General features: G+C 37.3%; 24 protein-coding genes. 12 read left to right on the top strand and 12 right to left on the bottom strand.

The genetic code is table 11. The features are described 5' to 3' along the window. From JUJ52_RS20610 to JUJ52_RS20595, 5 genes are all read left to right on the top strand, one after another. The coding region (locus JUJ52_RS20610; protein WP_228089178.1) for a hypothetical protein at positions 1-215 on the top strand (215 nt) is incomplete at its 5' end. Between the two features lie 181 nt (positions 216-396). Then, a complete protein-coding gene (locus JUJ52_RS23790; RefSeq protein WP_374489081.1) occupies positions 397-630 on the top strand; it encodes a transposase family protein in 234 nt (77 codons plus the stop codon). Between the two features lie 150 nt (positions 631-780). Further along, the gene (locus JUJ52_RS20605) at positions 781-927 is read left to right on the top strand and encodes a hypothetical protein (protein WP_228089177.1); all 147 of its coding nucleotides are present in this window, start codon (positions 781-783) and stop codon (positions 925-927) included. A gap of 8 nt (positions 928-935) precedes the next feature. After that, positions 936-1,085: a transposase gene (locus JUJ52_RS20600; RefSeq protein WP_228089176.1), complete on the top strand. Its 150-nt coding sequence runs from the start codon at positions 936-938 to the stop codon at positions 1,083-1,085. A gap of 276 nt (positions 1,086-1,361) precedes the next feature. Continuing rightward, positions 1,362-1,736 carry a DUF3139 domain-containing protein gene (locus JUJ52_RS20595; protein WP_228089175.1) on the top strand — a complete coding sequence of 125 codons (375 nt, stop codon included), beginning with the start codon at positions 1,362-1,364 and terminating at the stop codon, positions 1,734-1,736. 147 nt (positions 1,737-1,883) lie between these two features. Here JUJ52_RS20595 and JUJ52_RS20590 read toward each other — a convergent pair whose 3' ends face one another. Then, the gene (locus tag JUJ52_RS20590) at positions 1,884-2,453 is read right to left on the bottom strand and encodes a histidine phosphatase family protein (protein ID WP_026683043.1); all 570 of its coding nucleotides are present in this window, start codon (positions 2,451-2,453) and stop codon (positions 1,884-1,886) included. A 153-nt stretch (positions 2,454-2,606) separates the two neighbouring features. Between JUJ52_RS20590 and JUJ52_RS20585 the strand changes: the two genes are divergently transcribed. Next, the gene (locus JUJ52_RS20585) at positions 2,607-2,951 is read left to right on the top strand and encodes a DUF3889 domain-containing protein (protein WP_205389343.1); all 345 of its coding nucleotides are present in this window, start codon (positions 2,607-2,609) and stop codon (positions 2,949-2,951) included. A gap of 38 nt (positions 2,952-2,989) precedes the next feature. Here JUJ52_RS20585 and JUJ52_RS20580 read toward each other — a convergent pair whose 3' ends face one another. Further along, positions 2,990-3,532, bottom strand: a complete 543-nt coding sequence (locus JUJ52_RS20580) for a GNAT family N-acetyltransferase (protein ID WP_205389342.1) — start codon at positions 3,530-3,532, stop codon at positions 2,990-2,992. 614 nt (positions 3,533-4,146) lie between these two features. Between JUJ52_RS20580 and JUJ52_RS20575 the strand changes: the two genes are divergently transcribed. Next, complete coding sequence (locus JUJ52_RS20575) at positions 4,147-5,742, top strand: M4 family metallopeptidase (RefSeq protein WP_308036059.1); 1,596 nt, start codon at positions 4,147-4,149, stop codon at positions 5,740-5,742. A gap of 131 nt (positions 5,743-5,873) precedes the next feature. Here the strand turns inward: JUJ52_RS20575 and JUJ52_RS20570 are convergent, their stop codons facing one another. From JUJ52_RS20570 to JUJ52_RS20550, 5 genes are all read right to left on the bottom strand, one after another. Beyond that, positions 5,874-6,413, bottom strand: a complete 540-nt coding sequence (locus JUJ52_RS20570; protein ID WP_205389340.1) for a hypothetical protein — start codon at positions 6,411-6,413, stop codon at positions 5,874-5,876. Between the two features lie 79 nt (positions 6,414-6,492). Beyond that, on the bottom strand, positions 6,493-7,299 hold the full coding sequence (locus JUJ52_RS20565) for a GNAT family N-acetyltransferase (protein ID WP_228089174.1): 807 nt from the start codon (positions 7,297-7,299) through the stop codon (positions 6,493-6,495). A 127-nt stretch (positions 7,300-7,426) separates the two neighbouring features. Beyond that, positions 7,427-7,882, bottom strand: a complete 456-nt coding sequence (locus JUJ52_RS20560; RefSeq protein ID WP_205389339.1) for an NUDIX hydrolase — start codon at positions 7,880-7,882, stop codon at positions 7,427-7,429. 5 nt (positions 7,883-7,887) lie between these two features. Continuing rightward, positions 7,888-8,349, bottom strand: a complete 462-nt coding sequence (locus tag JUJ52_RS20555; protein ID WP_205389338.1) for a DinB family protein — start codon at positions 8,347-8,349, stop codon at positions 7,888-7,890. A 4-nt stretch (positions 8,350-8,353) separates the two neighbouring features. Beyond that, positions 8,354-8,734: a nucleoside 2-deoxyribosyltransferase gene (locus tag JUJ52_RS20550; RefSeq protein WP_205389717.1), complete on the bottom strand. Its 381-nt coding sequence runs from the start codon at positions 8,732-8,734 to the stop codon at positions 8,354-8,356. 217 nt (positions 8,735-8,951) lie between these two features. On the opposite strand from JUJ52_RS20550, the gene JUJ52_RS20545 reads away from it, so the two are divergent. Next, a complete protein-coding gene (locus tag JUJ52_RS20545) occupies positions 8,952-9,440 on the top strand; it encodes a GyrI-like domain-containing protein (protein WP_205389337.1) in 489 nt (162 codons plus the stop codon). Positions 9,441-9,567: 127 nt separating this feature from the next. Here JUJ52_RS20545 and JUJ52_RS20540 read toward each other — a convergent pair whose 3' ends face one another. Next, positions 9,568-9,939: a VOC family protein gene (locus JUJ52_RS20540; protein WP_121604178.1), complete on the bottom strand. Its 372-nt coding sequence runs from the start codon at positions 9,937-9,939 to the stop codon at positions 9,568-9,570. A 760-nt stretch (positions 9,940-10,699) separates the two neighbouring features. Between JUJ52_RS20540 and JUJ52_RS20535 the strand changes: the two genes are divergently transcribed. Further along, positions 10,700-10,906, top strand: a complete 207-nt coding sequence (locus JUJ52_RS20535; protein ID WP_034679890.1) for a DUF2642 domain-containing protein — start codon at positions 10,700-10,702, stop codon at positions 10,904-10,906. A 142-nt stretch (positions 10,907-11,048) separates the two neighbouring features. Here JUJ52_RS20535 and JUJ52_RS20530 read toward each other — a convergent pair whose 3' ends face one another. The 4 genes from JUJ52_RS20530 to JUJ52_RS20515 form a co-directional block, all read right to left on the bottom strand. Then, positions 11,049-11,450 carry a hypothetical protein gene (locus JUJ52_RS20530; protein WP_226983585.1) on the bottom strand — a complete coding sequence of 134 codons (402 nt, stop codon included), beginning with the start codon at positions 11,448-11,450 and terminating at the stop codon, positions 11,049-11,051. Positions 11,451-11,866: 416 nt separating this feature from the next. Next, on the bottom strand, positions 11,867-12,343 hold the full coding sequence (locus JUJ52_RS20525) for a hypothetical protein (RefSeq protein ID WP_374489074.1): 477 nt from the start codon (positions 12,341-12,343) through the stop codon (positions 11,867-11,869). A 158-nt stretch (positions 12,344-12,501) separates the two neighbouring features. Beyond that, entirely contained in the window at positions 12,502-12,630 is a 129-nt protein-coding gene (locus tag JUJ52_RS20520) for a YjcZ family sporulation protein (RefSeq protein WP_228089173.1), read from the bottom strand. A gap of 276 nt (positions 12,631-12,906) precedes the next feature. After that, a complete protein-coding gene (locus JUJ52_RS20515; protein WP_166530617.1) occupies positions 12,907-13,005 on the bottom strand; it encodes a YjcZ family sporulation protein in 99 nt (32 codons plus the stop codon). A 536-nt stretch (positions 13,006-13,541) separates the two neighbouring features. Here JUJ52_RS20515 and JUJ52_RS20510 point away from each other — a divergent pair. The 3 genes from JUJ52_RS20510 (at position 13,542) to JUJ52_RS20500 (ending at position 17,188) form a co-directional block, all read left to right on the top strand. Further along, entirely contained in the window at positions 13,542-13,970 is a 429-nt protein-coding gene (locus tag JUJ52_RS20510; protein ID WP_026681910.1) for a CHRD domain-containing protein, read from the top strand. Between the two features lie 669 nt (positions 13,971-14,639). Next, positions 14,640-16,178 (top strand): D-alanyl-D-alanine carboxypeptidase/D-alanyl-D-alanine endopeptidase, encoded by a 1,539-nt coding sequence (gene dacB, locus JUJ52_RS20505; RefSeq protein WP_205389334.1) that lies wholly within the window; start codon positions 14,640-14,642, stop codon positions 16,176-16,178. A gap of 248 nt (positions 16,179-16,426) precedes the next feature. Next, on the top strand, positions 16,427-17,188 hold the full coding sequence (locus JUJ52_RS20500) for an AAA family ATPase (protein ID WP_026681913.1): 762 nt from the start codon (positions 16,427-16,429) through the stop codon (positions 17,186-17,188). Positions 17,189-17,574: the final 386 nt, after the last annotated feature.

Genomic DNA, 17,574 nt, shown 5'->3' with positions numbered 1-17,574 from the left:
TCCTACCACATGCCCATCAAGTTAATTCAAATGACTACCCCCAAAACGGAAAACGCGCTATCCTTTCAGTAATATATGGAAAAGGATGGTGTTTTTTTATGAGTCGTGAAATTTCAGATGAACTGACTCTCTTTTCACAGGAACTACAACGATCCTTGTCTCCAAAAGTTCTCCAACAGCTGGTCAAAGAAGTCGGTTTTGTTCAAAGGAGCTGACCGGCTGGGTGGTTATTTTTTTGGCTCTAAAATATATGTTGGGATACTGAGAAAATTCAGCTAAATAAAAACACGCAAACTCCGAATTTTGTTAGACTTGTTTTACCCACAAAACAAACACAAAAGGAGTTGCGTGTAAGTGAACTTTAACATGTCTTCACCCGGTTGAAAAGCCTTTCGTATTAAAAAAACAGTTGAAAATGGTGGAGTTTTTCAGCTCCATGCGGAACTGGATGCTAAGCCCCATCGTTGTCCGGTATGTAATGTGCTTACAAAAAAGGTGCATGATTACCGTACTCAAAAGATCCGGCATTCAAAACTGTTTGTAAGAGAAACACTTATTTTTTACCGTAAGCGTCGCTATAAATGTGAACAATCGGATTATGAAAAACGTTACTATGAGAATAACTCATAAGTAGACCACTATCAGCGGTAGTCTAAAGAACTAAAACAAGCTATTGCATTGGAGCTAATTCATGTGGAAAAAACTTTAAAGCTATTGCCTATCCATTTAACATTTCCGCAATTACTGTAATGCGTAGGTTAATGAAGTGGGATCTAGTTTTTGAAGGAAACAAAAGAGTTACCTTCTGTAATCGCTATTGATGAATATAAGGGAGATTCAGACGGAGAAAAATACCAAACCATTATTGCCGATCCGGTGGATCGGAAACCCCTGGAGATATTGCCGGATAGGAAAAAGAAACAGTAGAGACTTACTTGAAAGAGCATGGGCAAAGAGTAGAAGTGGTGGTTATGGATACGAGCCCTTCATTTAAAGCAGCCGTGGACCAAGCATTAGGAAAACCAATTGTAGTAGCTGACCGTTTTCATTTTTGCCGGCATATTTATTGGGCACTTGAACGTTAAGGAGAAAAGAACAAAAGCAATTTAGCGACTAGAACCGTAAAAAGTGTAAGTGAATGAAGCACATATTTAATAAGAAGCACAAAACCTTAATTAATTCATCAAAATTCTCTTTAGACAAATCAGTACCTTCATCATTCACATCTTTTGCAAAAGATGTGTTAGAATAAACAAAAAAAGATGCAAACAAAACAAAACCAAGCAATACCCCCAATTTTTTTAACAAAATAAACACCTCCATTTTTTGTAAATCATATTAAATATAAGGATAGGTATATTATGTCAATAGAGAAAAGTAAGAAAACTAAAAAAAACAAAATAACTAAATATATTATTATAGTTGTTATGGTTTTGTTACTACTTATAGTAGGAGTGATTTTCATGAACCTCTTTATTAAGAAAAAAGAAGTATCTGAAACAATAGATTCATATATTAATGAAAATAATTATGAAAGTCACATTCAAGAAAAAGAAATTTTATACGACTGGAAACAAGGAACATATTATGGAAAAGTCACATTTGAAGATGAGCCTGAAAATTATTATGAAATCTATGTCAATGGAAATTCAGACAATGTATATGTATTTGGATATAACAACAATACAAACGTTGAAATAACAAACAAAAATGAAGGAAGATACATTGATAATTGATTAACATACACAAATATAGGGGGTGCCGCCATGGCGGGCACCCCCTACGATAAGTCATCATTGGCTCGCAAGCTTCAACTTGAAGCCTTTATCTCTATTGACTCACTCCAGTCGCTACGTTTCTAATCGAGCGCTTGCGCTTTTTTCTTAGGAGAGATGTTCTGTTTGATTATAGTCACGAACCTTCCAATCATCTTGCTGAACATGAATATTACTAATACATCCATTCATAAGCTTTGTTTTACCAGAACCAATTTCCCCGTCAGATAGCTCGGAGAGTATCGCATTAATTACAGCGCCATGTGCAACTAATAAAATCCGTTTGTTAGGGTATTGCTCCTTCACTTTTGCAATACCACCCATTACTCGTGCTTGAAAATCCTCCCGCTCTTCCTGATTAGGGAAGTTGCGATCAGGATAAGCTTCATTCCTTTCTGCGATGGTCATTCCTTCTGCTTTTCCAAAAGATCGTTCCTTGAACGCTTCCATTATTTTAAATGGTAATTGTAGTTGCTTATTTATAATTTCTGCAGTTTCCTTCGCCCTTCGTAATGGACTACATATCAGTTCATCATAATCTTCGCTATTTAAATATGTAGCACATTTCATAGCTTGCTTTCTACCAGTATCATTTAATGGAATATCCGTTTTGCCTTGGAGCTTTCCCGCGGCATTCCAATCGGTTTCCCCGTGTCTAATTAAACAAATAGTTGTCATGTTCATTGCTCCCTCCCCTTCATCACCTATTCATTTATTATACTAAATAAAATTCGTTGAAGTTCACAGTAAACGTGTTCGAAGTTCACAAATCAAGATACGTATAAATTCACAAATTCTTCACATTCTAAATGTATAAAGGAGGATGGACCGATGCATACATTTTTTATGGCAGTTAGCTTGAGTGGGTTGATGCTTATTACAGGGGCGACTTCTCTAATTCCTACAGAACAAGCTGCTGCAGCTGTTGTTGAAGAAGTTCCTGCCTATGCAAAGTGGGGTAAAATGGCTGTCAAAGCAACGATGGCTAAATATCCAGATGCCGAGATTGTTGATTATTTATACAGTGGCAATGAAGAACAGGATGACTCAAAAATAGAAAAATTTAAGCTGTGGCTACGAGAAGGAGATAAGGAATTTGGTGTGCGAATTCATATAAAGCATCATGTATCGTCAGAAAAAGTAGAAGGAATTTCCTTTGAGGAAACGTCGAATTGACAAAAGCGCATGACGATAATCGATCTGCGCTTTTGTTCCTACATATCTTCTGGATTGATGATAGCTAATACTTGATGGTCTTCCCACTTTCCGTTTATTTTCACATTCTTTTTGGCAATACCTTCTTTATGAAATCCTGCCTTCTCTAATACACGAATCGATCCGATATTATGTGGCATAACTCCTGCTTCAATCCGATGGAGCTTCAGCTCGTTAAATCCGAAATCTACTACAAGCTTAGCCGCCTCGGTCATGTATCCTTTGCCATTATGAGATTTATCAAGAACGTAGCCGATAAGTGCACACTGTACTGGTCCCCGCTTTACTTGAAACAAATTAATCGTACCAATTAGCTTGTCCTCTTCGTTTAGAAACATCCCAAAATGGTACTCCTCTTCTTTCGCTTGTCTACTTATCGCTTGCCGAATTCTTTTAAGCTGAGCCTCTTCTGTATAAAAATCCTCTTCTCTTTCTATGGAATAGGCTGCAAAAAAGGAGCGGTTCCGTTTTTCGAGATTCAGGCATTCGGTCACATCGTCTTCGGTAAACGGCCTTAGATAGAAATGTTTTCCTTTTAACATCGCTTTCACTTCCTTCCATCTATCTATTTCGAGTTATTTTGTAGAATTTCCTTCTATTTTATTGCTGAAAAAATAAAAACTATTTCTGTTTTGCTTTCCAAATAAACTGAGGAAAAAGGTGCAAACAAATGAAGGGTCAAGACGAATGATGGAGTATAATCGCTAATTTTTCTCGGATTTATAGTGAATAAGTTATAACATTTTAGCTATTATTTATAATAACCGTAGCTTTATTAGGAGGTTTGAATCGTTTTTAACAGAGGTTTCTTTTCGTTGACAGATAAGGGTAGTTATTTAGCCTCGAAAAAAGTAACGAAATCAGCTTCTTTTCTAATGGGTTTCATTCCTAACTCCTATGTATAAGTAAACAGAAATCAGTACATATTAATCATTTTTTATTATTCATAAACATAGCTACGGGTTTCGACAAATTTATCGAGTCTATTAATCTATAATAGTTTCTACACTTAAGATTCTAGCAATTCATTTTTAAAATTTACTAGAGTTAAGAGGGTGTAGACTTCATAATTAATAGCAGAAAGGGAGTGAAGGATGAACGGCTCCGCTTGCTCCGGGCAGCGGCTAATTTATGAAAGATGGAAAGGATGGTAGGTATGAAATTAAAGAAAAAATGGATGGCTTTGACACTGGCGGTTCCATTGTCATTTGGAATGATTACCCATAGTACTATGATTCATGCGCAAGAAACAAAAATAAACATAGATAACTCCTACGATACCCCCTCATATATTATTGAAAAATGGCAGGCACCAAGTGGTCTATCCAAAAAAGAGGTTGTCCTTTCATATTTGGAATCCAATCAAGAACACTTTCAATTAACAGATCGTTCGCATATTAATTTTAACATAACAAATGAACAAATAGATCGGGAAACAGGCACCACCCACTTTAAGCTAGAGCAGTTGTATAAAGGCATACCTATATTTGGCGCGGATCAGACAATTACATTAGATGAAAATAAAGACGTTACTGCGTATTTCGGTAAGGTTATTCCTGCAATAGAAACGAAAAATGTGGCAGAAAAAACGACGGTATCAGCAGCGAAAGCAAAAGAAATTGCTAAAGCACATATTGAAAAGAAAATTGGGGAAGTAAAGGATTATGATGGTGAAGTAGATGCAAAACGATATTTATATGAATATAAGGAAAAATTCTATGACACGTATCTTGTTACGGCTTCTACTACACAGCCATCCGTAGGGTTTTGGCATTATTTTGTTGACGCGTCCAATGGTAGCATTATCGATTCATATAATGCTGCTCATCATGTTACTGCTTTTGGAAGAGGCGTGTTTGGTGATAAACAGATGTTTGAGGCTCAGGCATTTAATGGGATGTACAGGCTATTTGATATTACTCGTGGTGATGGGGTAGTAACGTATGACCATACAACAGGTACAAATGTAGATATAACAAGTTTAAATAAGATGTTCCGGGATGGATCAGCCGTCGATGCTCATGCAAATGCACAAAAAACATATGATTATTATTTGGATACCTTTAATCGTAATTCTGTAGATGACAATGGTCAAATTTTAATATCAGCGGTTCATGTCGGACATAACTGGAATAATGCATCGTGGAATGGGAGGCAGATGTCCTATGGGGATGGAGATGGCATTCGTTTTCATCCGTTAGCAGGAGGACTTGATGTTGCTGCTCATGAAATGAGCCATGGTGTTGTTCAGCATACAGCCGGATTAATTTATCGTAATCAGTCTGGCGCCTTGAATGAATCGTTTGCAGATATATTTGGGGCAATGGTTGATCGGGATGATTGGCTAATCGGTGATGCAATTATGGCAGATGGAACGATAGCCTTGCGATCAATGGAAGATCCGACGGCATTGATTGAAAGACGCACACAGGAGCCCTATCCAGATCATTGGGATAGAAGATATACAGGACCATTAGATAATGGTGGCGTTCATATAAACAGCAGTATTAATAATAAAGCAGCTTATTTAGTTTCAGAGGGAGGAGAGCATTACGATGTTGAAGTGAATGGAGTTGGCCGTGATGTAACAGAACAAATTTATTATCGCGCCCTATCCCTTTATTTAACAAGTAATTCCGATTTTAGCATGATGCGTCAAGCTGCTATACAAGCGGCGACGGATCTATATGGAGACGAATCAGAGGCGGTGGCAGCTGTCGAACAAGCCTATAATGCTGTTGGAGTCTATTAGTTGAAAAAAATCAATACCTAGCTATCTGTTGTTGGAAGGTAGCTAGGTTATGTAATAGATCGATTCTTTCCGTGGGGATAGTAAGCTGTCTTAAATATGTATTTAAATAAATATGTTACAGTTCATCGTAATTAATCAGTTGATACTACTTCTACGACAATGTTCCCAGTAAGCTCATCATCTATAAAAATGAGTACATTCCAAACTCCGGGAGATGGGAATAATAAATTTGATGGCATATTAACTTCGTTTTTATTAATTTGTGCTCCGCTGTAGAATTCTCCAGAAAACACCTTAATTAAATCTTTTGCTCCTTTTTTTAATGCCATTATTTCTACTGGTTGATTTTTAATATTTTCTTGCCCCCAATAAAACCAAAAATATTTTTGTGATTTACTAGATACGATTGGGAAAGGACCAGTTATACCAAATGCATCCTTTTTTCCGATAACTTCATAAGTTAAATCTTCACCATCCTTACTTTTCGTATGATACTCAAAGGTTGGAGTAAGCTCCCAATCATTATATGCTTCATTTAATGCAGTTGTTGAATTTTCATCATTCCCTTTTATAGCTTTTACGCTGTCTTCTTTCACTTTACTGTCCGTTTCACACGCGGCAAACACTATTAAGAAAAGCATTAGATAAACCAATACAACCGTTTTATGCAACGATATCACACCTCTCAACAATCTTATTAACTGAAAGTATGCTGGATTCTGTTAAATGATCCCTATTTCTATAAGGAGATTATTTCTTCCGCCAAATTGACTTGGTGTATGCGATGGTCATTCCTACTTTTTGCATGTTCTGCTGGCTCACACTACCAAATGTGGCTTGACCAACGATGATTTTACAGTTTGCCTCTCTTGCAAGCTGGATACGTCGTTGAAGTAAGGCTTGATGCACACCTTTATTTTGGTCCGTAGGAAGCGTTGCTGCGGCAGCTAAGTTCGCAATCGTATTCTTTGTAAATAGTACACCAACTCCTGCCGGTGTATTGCTGCTATTAGCAAGTAGAAACGTCCAGCCAGGCACCTTGTGCAAAACAGCGTTATTTTCTGCAATAAAGGGGTTTAAAAAATCAGGCATTGCGAATCCTTTTGTATAAATATGTGCAAATGTATTAAAATTGTCTATATGTATTGGTTTGATAGTAATATCAGGAAACTGTCTGCGTTTAAGCTTCGCCGTTTCTCCATAAAGAACGGTATGAAATCCTTTTTGGTAAAAGCCTCTGGAAGCAAGTGCATCAAATACAACATTTGACACATGGGCTGGAGTTAGTTCGAATTGTAACGGAATGTTCTTTTGCTGGTAAAAGTCAATTATCTCCTCTAAATGGTCGCTATCATTATCAGTCAGTCCTTTCACTGTATTAAAGGAAGGGCCAGGAATTTTGGTAGCAGTAAATGCAGTAGCATTTCCAAATGTTCTTACGTCAGCATCCATTGGATTTCCTTGGATGTGGGAAATAGCAGTTAATCTTGATTGGAGTGTATCAATCTCAGCTTGTTCGATCTGCAAAGCCATTTCGTTTGTTAGTATCACGTACACACAATCCCTTCTATAGCTCGTATATGACTATTCTCTTATAAATAATGAAAGCTTAAGGGAAAGTTGTGTAGCAATCCCTTACTGCTGCTCCAAATCATATACGTGAGATAATCGATTACAAAAGTAGTTACGTTTCGAATGACTTTTCTGTTTTGGTTATCACCTTTTGCTTTAAGCGATCTGCTTGCTTAATATAAGCTTTCACATATCCTGGGATCGTGGACCCGTGGATGATCTCCTCTGTTGTCATCCAATAAACAGCAGCTATCTCGTTAGGATCTTTCGCAATTGCTTTACCAGATTGATGTTCACATAGATATACTATATTTACAACATGGATACCTGTATCGGTTACAAAGGAGGCGCTTGTTATATATATAGGGTGCTTAACAGAAATTCCTACCTCATCGGTAATTTCTCTACGTAATGTCGTTTCAAGTATGGTATCCGTATTGCCTTCTTGCTCTACTTTTCCGCCAATTAGTGATAATGTATTAGCGGCATGATCTTCTTTTTCACTACGTTTTCCAATTAACCATTTGTTGTCTTTATAAATGGCGCCTTCTACATTTACGATAAACAATAGTATTACTGCTTATCTGTGTTATAAAGTCCTCTTCGTATTAAATTGGCAGTGATGGGTTCCCTATTTAGCTCGCGCGACCAGATAGATAATTGTCCCACATGGTGGATTTCGTGAGCAATGACATGACGCATGATTTCCCCGTGGGTAAACATTCCAAAACAAGGCTTATAATCTTTACCAGCATGATACGATTCGATATAAGGTAAAATTTGTCTCCTACAAGTTTGGGAAAATGTTACTATATCCTCTAAGGTGGTAAATTCTTCTTTGTCATAATGGTATTCTTCTTTACCAGCTAATCCGTTTATCCACGCTTGCTCCACATCTATGATGTGAAAGAGCGTACCCAAAATACTTCTTACACCACCAGTTCGTTGCTTTACCAGTTCATCATGAGAAATTTGCGTACACCAATCAAACCATTCATCGCGAACCTGCCAATTATAGCGGAAGAATGTTAGCAAACGATCAGCTCCTTTTTATTAGCTCGTTCCGAAAATCTTTCAGTAGTCCCTGCCTTCTATGGATAAAAGGTAAATAGTAGAAGGTACTTGCTTTTTCTGGGAGTATGGTTGTTTCTGAAAAGATATAGATTGTTTTTTTCAAAGCCGCCGCAATGCCTAATTCTATATGACTCCCTTTTCCTGCAGGTACTAGCATAATAAATACATCACAGTCTACAACTGCTTGCTTCTCTTTGCTGCCAATGAATTGTAGCTCCTTTTCCGTGGTTGCTCGGGTATTCTGTGTCCAGTCGTATGTTTGTAGATGCCCGTTATGGACGAGCCCTTCTGCTAAGTAACGTACGTGTTCTTTGTTTTTAAAACTAGAGGCTATGTAGAATTTCATAGAAGCAATTTTCCTTTCCAGCTTATGCATTTGTTCGTGAAATAAAGTAAGACTGTTAGCTCCATCAAGGGTTGGTCGAAGGGCGTGCTATACTAAGCTGTAAGCATGCTTGTTAGAATGTAGCCCCCCTTCTCCCGAAAATAGTTGGAAATATAGACTAGACCTGTCACACTATTAGTATATAATTAGTTAGAAAATTAGGAAAGGGTTGATAATTTTGAGGGATAAGCAGGCTAATGAGGCGAAACTATTGACAAAAGCTGGGTTTACAGCAATTGGTCTAAAATGGGAAGGTACATTTGTTGGAGCGGCTGCTGGAGAAATTCGAAATCTGCAAAGAGAATTGCGAAGGCGAGTACATGAAATAGTCGATGCATTGGAGCCAGATCGTTTCTTTGGATTATCTTATCATGCAAATCCAGCTTCGAATGGTTTCATCCATTATGCTGTCGTGGAAGTGACTGACGTGGAAAAGATTCCATCGGGTATGGAGATTGTAACCGTACCTGAGCTAACATATGCAACGTGTGATCATGAAAAAGGACAGGCAATAGATCGCTCCTACCAAAATATCTATGAATGGATTCAAAGCCAAGGGTATGAGGAGAACCCTGTTGGTCATTTAACCCATGTTGAGCTATACAAGATGGATAAAATCGAAGAGGAGCCAGAATTTACGATATTAATACCCGTAAAGAAAAGCTAGATTTACAGAAGGGCCTTTTAAAGAATAAACGATAAAACTCTGAACTACTATTCGAACATAACTTCGTATATCGAATGGAGTTCAGAGTTTCCTTATCTATATTTCGTTTGGTTTGTCCCTTTTCATACTAGCTATCTATAATGACACTAAACGTGTTGCCATCTAAATCATAAAAGTCAAAGCCAGTAATTGCTCCATGATCCTCTACCTCGGAAACATGCACACCTTTTTGCTTTAATTCAGTATGTAATGCATGCACATCAGCAGTTGTAAAATTGAAGTAGGAATTCTGAAAATCCGTAATGTCAGGGAAAGTGGTTGGTGGCATTTTTTTCACCTTTATAAGTGTTACATATTGCTTTTCCTCTGTAAAATAAAAATCTGCTCCATTACCATCTGGCCAAGCGCCAATAGGATTTAACCCAAGCTTCTCCTGATACCATTGAGCAGATTTTTCCATATTGGTTACAGGGATAAATACAGCGCCAATTTTTATCATCTCTATTCCTCCTTTTTTGATTTCACTTTAAGTAACGCAAGCTGGGAGCTAATTCTTACACATTAGGTATTTTTTTGAATGAGGACTACAAAACTCAATGTATTCCCAGCCAAGTCTGTATCGAGTTGTGCGTGTTCAATCATTTTTTGTATAATTTTTGAATCAAATGGTAGGATTGTTTATGTGAACTCCTTATAGTTAGGGATTTGGACAGGACTACCATACCCTAATTATAAGGTTTTTTCATGAATTTTTATAGTTGGAATTACCAATATTCGCAATCTTGAGGAAATGTATGTTGCTTGGCTTTAGTTTCAAAATGTAATGATCGCTAGTGAGGAAATTATAAAATTAGAGGCTGAGACAAAAGAATGAAGAAACAATTCGTTTTCTAATTAGAATCATTCATTTAGCACCTGAAATAAGCGAGATTCCGGAGGGAACAGCACGAGTCCAAAGATCCAGTTGGTAACGTGTTTTTCTTTACTACGTTAGCTGATGCCGTGCCCGCGAAAAGCGCGTATAGTTTCACGGTGCGGCGATGATACTCCTATTGATAACATGATTATTCGTATTTTGAGTAAAGAAGTTGTGTTTTGTCCCAGCTTCTCGTTGGTAAAGTGTCCTTCATATGGCGAAACTTAAACAGCCCGTTTGATGAGCGGATACTTATTTGTACTTAACCCCTCCTTCACTTATCCATACAGTTAGAATCTTTTAGAATATGATAATACTGTATTGGTAAGAAAGGAGGAATTCGATGAAAGCTGATTACTTTTATCAAAAAGCCTGTAAATACTATGGAAAGCCAGTTAAGGTCGTAGATCACTATGGGAAATGTTATCGTGGTGTTCTAAAGGATGTTACTCCTAAAGGAATTTATCTTGATTCAGGTGTATCAGGGTTCTTTTTTCCCTTCTTTGCTATTGTTTCCCTTGTATTGTTGACATCATTATTCTTTATTTAAAATAAAAGAACCCTTCTAAAAAGTCGAGTATGAATAATGATTACTAGTACACATCGAAGGATTTTAATCATCAAAAGATGCCTCTTATCAACTTATGAAAGAGGCATCTTTTTCGAAAGGATTAACAATTCGGAGGGAAATATTAATAATAGTATGGGAAAAATAAACGACGTAGTCGGAAAAATGGAAATCGGAACCGTCTAAAACGACGAAACCTTCTAGGAAAACCGAATCCACCATATCCGCCATATCCACCATATCCACCATACCCAAAGCCGTATTGGCGTTCCGTTCCCTCTTCTCTGTCCATATCACCATATGGCATAAGCAATGTTACACTGTCGTCATCTACATCTTCAATAATGCCATCATACATTTGCCCATCTATTGCTTGAATTTGCACAAAATATAAATGAAATTTATTACATAATTCATACATTTGTTTTTTGTGTGTATTATGATCCATGTATGGAGAATCATAGCCTGGTTCATATGGTGATTCATAGTGTTGATATGGGTGATCCATTTCATGTTGATAGTGCATTGTATCATTCCTTCCTATATTACCTCACTCCTAAAATATTCATCCCATAGGCAAATGTTACAAAATATAACTAATAAATTTAAAATATCATCTTATTGTTGGCAATTTAATAGTGGTACATGCCCAATTCTCCACATTAAATGATGCAGCTAAAATAAAGGGAATTTCAAAATTATAAAATGCAAATTAATCAACGTAATACTCCAAAACGGATTAAAATCACCTTTCATTCTTTTATCTCCGTTGACTCACTCCAGTCGCTACGTTTCCATTCGGGAGCTTCCGCTTTTGTTCCTTCTATATTTAGAGTATAGAAGGAAAAGTATAGGCTCCTTTTGTTTTAAATAAATACTACCCCTTGTATCTCCGCAATTATTTTTATATATAAACAAAAAGGTTAGTCACTAAGACCAACCTCATGAACTATACTGTTCGCTTTCTGATGGAACAGAAATTCCCATTGATTGTAAAGCTTCTTTTGTTTCATTTAAATACGCTTCTGCCTGCTCTTGCCATATGATAATTGTTTCCATAAAGGATTTATATTCAGTTGGCGCATTCTCAGCCATCGTATCTAAGCCCTCACGCACTTTTTTATCTTGCGTCTCCGCATTAATTATACAAGCTATTAATGTGTCAATAATAGATTGCCGTTGCTCACCATTCGTAAGTCTTTGAGATGATCCCACTGCGGTTATACGATGATAGGATGCAGGGACTAGGTGACTATGCATTTCGTTGTTCCCTTTTAAATCCTTTGTTTCCGGTATATGGAATAACTCGCTACTCATAGCACATACCATTTCTTCAGCATACAAACTATGGTACAACAAAGATAAAACAGCTTCCCAATTGCTTACTTTGTAATTATAAAATGGATACAAAAAAACCATCTCCCTTATTTGATAAAAGAATTATCTTTTAGGGTATGATCACATATCCAAGTAGGTGTAATTGATTGGAAAGTTTTCATAAAAAAGATGCTGACAAAAATAAAATGTAAGTCAGCATCATCATTTCTTCAATTGTCGATTTATTACGTTAAAACTTTCTAATAACTGTGTCCAAATGCTGCAGCTCCTACAATGATTAATAGAATGAATAATACAACAATAAGTGCAAATCCACCACCGTATCCGTAGCCACCACCATAGCCTTGACCGCCATATCCGAATGACATTCATATCCCTCCTTTTATCCTGCATATAACTGACAGTAAGACCCCCACCTCAAGCAATAGAATGAAATCAAAATTGGTAAGTGGTGGATCGACTGCCAGTAAATGTCCGATTGGTTCAAAAGTCTTTAGGTCATACTTGTGGTACTAACCATCCGTGGGGGATAAACAAAATTAAATTTATATCAACACTCTCTACATAGTAGGAGTGACAAACATGGCTATCATTATTCGTTAAATTGGGTTACTTTATTTCGTCTTAATTCTTATTTACGTTTATTAGCCGTAACTACCATAGCCGAATGATCCAGCACCAACAATAATTAGAACGACAAACAACACAACAACTAGCGCAAATCCACCACCATACTGTGACATTTTTAGATCGGACCCTAATAAATAGACTTCTCTTATAACCTATGAATGAAGGCTTTATTATGATTGGTTATACGCTGATAATGATAAGATTTTTCCGTCTAGAACTGCATAACCTCACTACGTGAGGCATTTTAAACGTATATCAAGAGGAGGGATATTCATGATTGAAAAATGATGTTATGGCTTATGGACCCTACAATGGGCGCATCGATGGAAAATATGTTAATAAGTAAACATGATGAGAACCCATATTCAGTGACACCTATTGTAGGGAAGCTAACCCTACGGGCTTTTAAACAAAATAAAATTATGTAAGCAACTAATTTTAGCATTTCCTTTGACAACATGATGTATTAGGAAAATGCGGATTTTACAGAATTTCTAATTCCCAAGTATTAAAATTGAGAAGCTAGCCTTTTGGTTCCTTCATTGACAGTTAATGTCCGCGTGACCTGTCCAACAATTAGGTTTTAAAACTATACAGACCATATATCCATACATAAACTATAGCAATTATATGGAAGGAAGGTGAAAACATGCTAAAAACGTTTAAAGCTAGATTGAAGGGAGATAACGAAGTCCCCCCGGTAAAGACTAACGCTTTTGGTAGTGCAAAATTTGTAGTAAATAAAAGAAGAACTAAAGTAAAGTTTTCGCTAGATGTTCGGAACATTCGAAATTTCATTCAGGCTCATATTCACTTTGGTGAACGTGGAGAAAATGGACCAGTAGTAGTTTTCCTATTTGGGGCTAACCTAGAAACGCTTGAGGAACAAAATGGCATTACGACGCAAAGAGGTGTTATTACTGGCATTATTACTGATGATGACATTGTACCAAATGAGGTAGGAATAAGGACTGTAGAGGATTTAATAAATTCTATGGAACGAGAACTAACGTATGTAAATGCTCATACTGAACAAAATCCTGCAGGGGAGATTAGAGGTCAAATTGTACCACTTTAGTTTCCGCGATTAATCGCTAATGATATTCGCACTAGGATAGTTATAACCGATTATGCAAGAAATTTAATTGTTTATGTATTGTAACGATGGCTAACTTACAAAATAAAATAAATCCCAATTAAAGTATTGTGGTCCATCGTTCCATAAGCTTATGTATATGATAGGGTAATAGGTTATAAAACGACACTCTTCTATATATAAAAATCCTAGTAGAAACCAATGGGCTTTTCCTTTGTTTGTCATGTTATAACCTTTTATCTTATGAAACCTGTCATAGATGATATGGTAATGAAACATAAATTACATGACATTCTTTTTCTTTCTAAGACACGTTTTTTAAGCCGAATTATCGGGAAGAAAGGTCCACATTTTAAGCTTCTCGATGGAATCATGAAAGATAAATGAGCGGTCAATTGCTCGTAAAGCCCGATTGGTGAGATACAGTGAAACTTACCTTTGCATTCTTTCAAAGGTATCGTTGTTGAATCGATCGGGTTCGTATCGTTGATGGAAAGAGCGTATGCGGAGCTCTTAGCGACTGTAGAAGGGATAAATAAGGTCCTATTTATCTAGGTCTATGGAAGCTTTTTTTATAAAATTTCTAATAAACGCACTATTTTACTGTATAATTAAAATATTCAAATAAAATGAGGGGATGTGGACAAGCTCATGGATTGGAAGAATCACATGAAGAAAGGATTTTTGCTCCTCTTGTTCTTACTTATTACGATGATCCCATTTTTGAAACAGGAGGAGCCCTTATTTGTAAAAGCATCCGAAGATATAACAGCGGCAGAAATGGATGAAGATGCTCCGTTGGATGAAAAGCTTTCCGCTATACTAGCAAATGAGCATCTGGAAGGGACGGTTACGGGTGTTAGCATTAAGCGTGCAGATACTGGTGAACTACTTTATCAACAGAATGGTGACATTCGACTGCATCCGGCTTCTAACATGAAATTACTAACGGCAGCAGCAGCTTTAGAAACACTTGGGAAGGATTACCAATTTGCGACAGAGATATTAACGGATGGTAAGCGAAGAGGGAAGGTACTACATGGAAATCTATACTTAAAAGGAAAGGGTGACCCCACCCTCCTCCAAACGGATTTTGTTCAATTTGCTAAGGATTTAAAGAAGCAAGGAATTCGGAAAATTAAGGGAGATCTTATAGGTGATGATACATGGTATGATGACGTTCGTCTTTCGCAGGATCTGAATTGGTCTGATGAGCCATTTTATACAGGTGCACAGGTCTCGGCATTAACCCTGTCACCAAACGAAGATTACGATGCTGGTACGGTAATTGTAGAAGCAACTGCGAAAGATACTGCCAAAGGAAAAGCGGAAATACGTGTTACACCAGAGACAGATTATATAACGATTAAAAATAACACGAAAATGGTGGATGCCGGAGAGCCGAGGGATATTTCGATTGAGCGAGAGCATGGATCGAATACGATAGTTGTCGAGGGGACGATGCCAGTAGAAGGTGCAGCGTCTAGGTCGTGGGTATCGGTATGGGAGCCAACTGGATATGCGCTCGATGTATTTAAAAAATCATTAAAAGCACAGGGGATCTCTTTTATTGGCAACTCCAAGGATACGTTTGCAGCAACACCGGCAGATGCCCAGCTCCTAACATCTAAACAGTCAATGCCATTAAAGGATTTACTCATTCCGTTTATGAAACTAAGCAATAACGGGCATGGTGAAGTGCTGACAAAGGAAATGGGAAAAGTAATAAACGATGAAGGCAGCTGGGATGAGGGGCTGCAGGTGATCGGAGACGTTATTACCGATTTTGGTGTAGATGAAGACACGATACTACTTCGGGATGGTTCTGGAATGTCGCATAAGAATATGATTCCAGCAAATGATCTTGCTGAATTGCTTTACAACGTACAGGATGAGGACTGGTTCGCTGCTTATAAGGAGTCATTACCGGTTGCAGGTGAAGCAGAAAGGTTAGTTGGAGGTACACTTCGGTATCGAATGACATCAGAGCCAGCAAAAGGAAATGTGACAGCAAAAACAGGATCGTTAACGGGGGTATCCACCCTTTCTGGCTATGTTACAACGAAGGATGGGAAGCCGCTTATTTTCTCCATCATGGTAAATAATTACGTGGGTTCTAGTGCAACGATTAGAGGAGTGGAAGATCAACTAGCTACCACGTTAGCAACACATGAATTTACGGAAGAATAATGAATGCCATGGAGGATGGCTGAGGTATTATGTAAATACAGTAACTAACCTATTTGGAAACCCCTTCGGGAGAAGAATCTGTGTGTGAAAGAGGTTTACTTACGAGAATATTGAATTGTATATTCAGTTATGTCGGAGTAGAGCTGCTTTTTGGGCAGCTCTTTTACGTTGAAGATGGCTATCGCTAAATGTAGCTTGGAATGCTAAAATGAAAAGAAAAAGAGCTCGTTATGCAGAGGTGATTCCCTATGCCTAGATTAACATCTGAAAATACTTTTTTAAAAAGCTTACAGTTAAAACAGGAGCAAGTGCCTTCCTTTGATACATTTCCATTCGATCTACCCGTTATTCGTCATTTGGGAGTGTTAGATTTTCATCCAAATGTTACGTATATCATCGGTGAAAATGGCATGGGTAAATCAACACTGTTAGAGGCAATTGCTGTAGAATTAGGCTTTAATCCAGAGGGAGGTACGCGGAATTTTAACTTTTCCAGCTATGATTCGCATTCACCTTTAGATAACTATATTCGGATTAGTAAAGGTGTCCAGCGCCCGATCGATCATTTTTTCTTTCGTGCAGAGTCGTTTTACAATGTAGCAACGAATATTGAAGTGATGGATAGTCAGCCAATGGCTGGGCCACGTATTATTGACTCCTTTGGAGGTAAATCTTTACATGAGCAATCTCATGGAGAGGCCTTTTTCGCAACTTTTATTCATCGTTTTCAAGGGAATGGTCTTTATATATTAGATGAACCAGAAGCGGCTTTATCACCGTTACGACAAATGTCCATGCTTACGCGCATTCATGAATTAGTAGAAAATGGCTCACAATTTATTATATCCACCCACTCACCAATTCTTATGGCGTATCCACAGTCTCTATTATTTGAATTATCGGATTCGGGTATACGGGAAACGACGTTAGAAGAGACAAGTCATTATGCTATGATGCGGCAGTTTTTTGAGAATAAGGATCGAATGCTCCATCATTTGTTTTACGAGTAGAGCTGTTTGATTTGTCTGGTAAACGTCATATATCCATTGGAAGGAAAGAGGAGACTATCGATAACGGTATAAGCCCTTTAGTTTTCTTGGAAAAATAGAAGGTCATTCAAAAACAAGTGCGTATTCTCAGGCAAATATGGCTATCTCATTTGTTTTTAAAGGGGCTTGGATGTATAAGGATGGAAAATGTCGTGTGTAAGTGTAACCAACAAGGGAAAGGTAAGTGGATATGTCAAGAGTTAAAAAAACAATTTATACGTTAGTTGTGATTCTGGTGATATTAGCGATTTTTTCATTTGTATCTACAAATGTATTATTTAAATAAAGCAATTCATTTGTTTTATTTAATAACCAAAAAGGGAGAGCGTATTGCTCCCTTTTGTTCA

This window comes from Virgibacillus sp. AGTR (genome assembly GCF_016919725.2).
GTDB classification, from domain to species: domain Bacteria; phylum Bacillota; class Bacilli; order Bacillales; family Amphibacillaceae; genus Virgibacillus; species Virgibacillus salarius.
Note: the sequence above shows the minus strand (reverse complement) of the source record. Positions and strands in the feature narration are given on the sequence as shown.